This is a genomic window from Thalassospira profundimaris (assembly GCF_003326795.1).
Lineage (GTDB): Bacteria > Pseudomonadota > Alphaproteobacteria > Rhodospirillales > Thalassospiraceae > Thalassospira > Thalassospira profundimaris_C.
The window spans coordinates 1-2673 of record NZ_JPWI01000029.1; the positions used below are offsets into that span (position 1 = coordinate 1).

At 49.5% G+C, this 2673-nt stretch carries 2 protein-coding genes; both read right to left on the bottom strand.

Annotated features, from left to right (window positions below; genetic code table 11):
- Nucleotides 1–149: 149 nt before the first annotated feature.
- On the bottom strand, nt 150–965 hold the full coding sequence (locus TH30_RS21865; RefSeq protein ID WP_220150359.1) for a substrate-binding periplasmic protein: 816 nt from the start codon (nt 963–965) through the stop codon (nt 150–152).
- Nucleotides 952–2292 (bottom strand): diguanylate cyclase, encoded by a 1341-nt coding sequence (locus tag TH30_RS21870; protein ID WP_220150360.1) that lies wholly within the window; start codon nt 2290–2292, stop codon nt 952–954. Before TH30_RS21870 ends, TH30_RS21865 begins: the two co-directional genes overlap by 14 nt.
- Nucleotides 2293–2673 lie beyond the last annotated feature (381 nt).

A 2673-nucleotide genomic window follows, 5' to 3' on the forward strand; every position in this document is an offset into this window, starting at 1 on the left:
TCGGAGGTTCGAATCCTCTCGCTCCGACCAAATTTGATAGAAATATCAAGGTCGTACGCCCCAGCAGAAATGCTGGGGCGTTTTTCGTTCAGGCATTCCAGACACCGTACCTTTGCGCCATCGTGGATGACACTGGCACCTGCTGCGCCCTATTCCTCAAAGGTGACATCATATTTCTGCAGGAAGAATTGTTCTCTTTCTCCCTTCATCGCGATGCGCCCCTCATTCCATATCCTGATAAGTTCATGCCTGCGCTCGTCAGGCATTTTTTTCGAAAAGATTGCTCTTTCGACCAGCTTCTTTTCCAGCCCCGGTCGCACAACCTGCAGATCGTCATTCATGCCCAGACGATTTAAAACATACTGAAGAACCAGTTCGTTATCTGCATACAGATCAACACGGCCTTCCTTGATCATGGTGAATATCCGGTCCACCACATCATCGTAGCCGGAAATCACTTCAACAAACTCGGCGTTTTCCGGATTATCGATATAGTTCTGATAATTGATGCTGGCCGCACTGTAATCCCAACCGGGGCCGGTCGCCACGCGCTTGCCCACTATTGATTGGATACCGTCATAGCGCCAAGGATCGTTTCGACGGATAACGAAGGCCGTTGTGTAGGCAAATGTTTTTTCCTCGGCGTACACGACATCCTTTTCCGCCTCTTTGACATACACATATTCCGGCAACATATCGCAGCCGCCGTCCGCAACCATGGCGATCCCACGCGCCAAAGGGACTTCGTAATATTCAATGCCATAGCCTTTTGACGCGTATATTTCGTCAAGCATATCGATCACGACACCACGTCCGGCCTCGCCATCAGCAGGAAAGATCGTCATCGGTGCCCACTGGTCGTAGCAAACCTTGAGCGTATCTGCCCGTGCAATGCCGGACATACCAGCTACAAGAAGAACTGCCAGCAGGACTGACAAAGGCTTCACGTTTTTACATTTCAACACGGTCGCGTCCCTTTTCCTTGGCACCGTAAAGCTTCACATCAGCCTGTTTAAACAGTTCCTCAATAGAAGCATCGCCATGACGGGACGACGAAACACCAAGGCTTACTGTATAGGTGATTGTTTGAGCATCAACTTCCAGCTTGGCCTCGCCAATTGACTGCCTTAGACGGTCGGCAAGCCTGACGGCCTCATCAATACCTGTATCCGGCAGGAACACCGCAAATTCCTCACCGCCGAGACGACCGAAAAGGTCGCTTTCACGCAGCAATCTTTGAACCGCTTGGGTGAAGTGAATAAGAACCTGGTCACCAGCGAAATGACCGTATGTATCGTTGATGGCCTTGAAACGGTCCAGATCCATCAGAATGAATGACGCAGCTGATTTATCTGAACGCGCCTGAACAAGCATTTGCCTCGCCGTTTCAATAAAGCTGCCACGGTTCAGTGCCCGGGTCAGAGAATCATAAGCCGCAAGGTCGCGCAGCTTGTCATTAAGTACCTGTAGTTCCTCTGTCCGCTTTGCGACGGCTTCCTCAAGCCACATCCGCTTGCTCTGTTCATCCTGGAGCAACTTATTCTGCGCGTTTTCCATCGCGCAGAGCATCTTGTTCATATGCTCTTGAAGCTTGCTGATTTCGTTTTCTTCAACAACGGAAAGTTTGATGCGCTCCCTGCCTTTTTCACCAAGCTGGACCTCGTCAACCTGTGACATCAATTCTTTCAATGGCTTGGCAAGAAAGCGGTCCAGCGCCCAAATGAACAACAGGAACAAGACAGTCAGTTTGACAATCGCCGTAATCGCAATCAGCGCAAACCCGAACAGGACACGGTCCAGAACCACCTGAGAAGACGAGTAAAGTTTAAGCGTCCCCAACGCTATTTTTGTATTGTTCAGAAGCCATGACAGTTCAGATTCCGTGTCAAAAAGTGACAGTGGGGCTGCACCTTCCTCATATGACCGCCTTGAGACAAGAACCTTCGCGTTATTATCGAATATATCGACACCAACAATAATTGGCATCTTGAGAAGCCCGACAACAAGTGCGTCGAGTTGCTTTTGATTATATTGCCATAAGCTGGTTGCAACAGAGTCCCTGACGGTTTGTTCCAACTGTTCCAGTTCGCCTTGGATCGAGTCCTGCGTTTTCAGATATTCAGTGAGAAACTGCCCACCTGTCACAAGAGCAGACACCCCCAAATAGATGGAGAAAATCACGCGCATCAATTTTTGAGACAGATTCTTGGGACGAATAAAACTGGTAAACATAGAAATCAAAACTTCCCGACAAACTTCAGGCTTTAGCGAATCTATCTGTCGCCCAATCACTACAGGCGTTTCGAGCGCAACTTCGAATATAATGTGTATGCAATGTTAGGCGAGCTATTTGTAACTCGCCTGGCAGGTTATCCTGTTTCGCTGAGAAAATCGGGAGTTGCCCGCTTCAACTGCGACGTCTCCAGTCCGCATGCAAACATGACGAACACGCCCCCAACTGTCAGTTGCCGTCTTGCCCGTGATCTTGTTCTGTTTTGCCCCAGAAAATCACATCCCGCAGGCGATTTTATTTCATCCCCCAACAACCCTTATGCGAAGCAAGGCAACTGATCGAATTTTTTCCCCGAAACAGCCGGATTATGCTTGATCCGCCCGAAAAGAAGGGCTAAACATCCGCCCACTGACGGAGCGTAGCTCAGCCTGGTAGAGCAC